Annotated in this window: 1 pseudogene; it reads right to left on the reverse strand. The window is 60.7% G+C overall.

Features of this window, described 5'->3' with window-relative positions:
- Nucleotides 1-239 (reverse strand): annotated as a pseudogene (locus tag ACPYOG_RS20610) (PucR family transcriptional regulator); the annotation flags it as partial.

Raw genomic sequence — 239 nt, forward strand, 5'->3', positions numbered from 1 at the left:
ACCATAAACGACGGCGCAGGGGGCAAAGAGTTCACTAAGTTTGAGGTAAGCGGTGTCCCGGTCCTGGACTCCACTAAGGATCAGGATGAGCCGGTCGCCCTGGATTCCCACCAGCGCATCCTCAGCAAACCGCCCGGCGGTACGGCGCAATTCGCTGACGTAGCTTGCACTGGGTTCCGACGGCGAGTTGCCCACCATTACGGTGAAGCGTTCCTGCGCTTTCCAACCCAGCGCAGCGA

This window comes from Leifsonia sp. HAY1-4F, assembly GCF_056755275.1.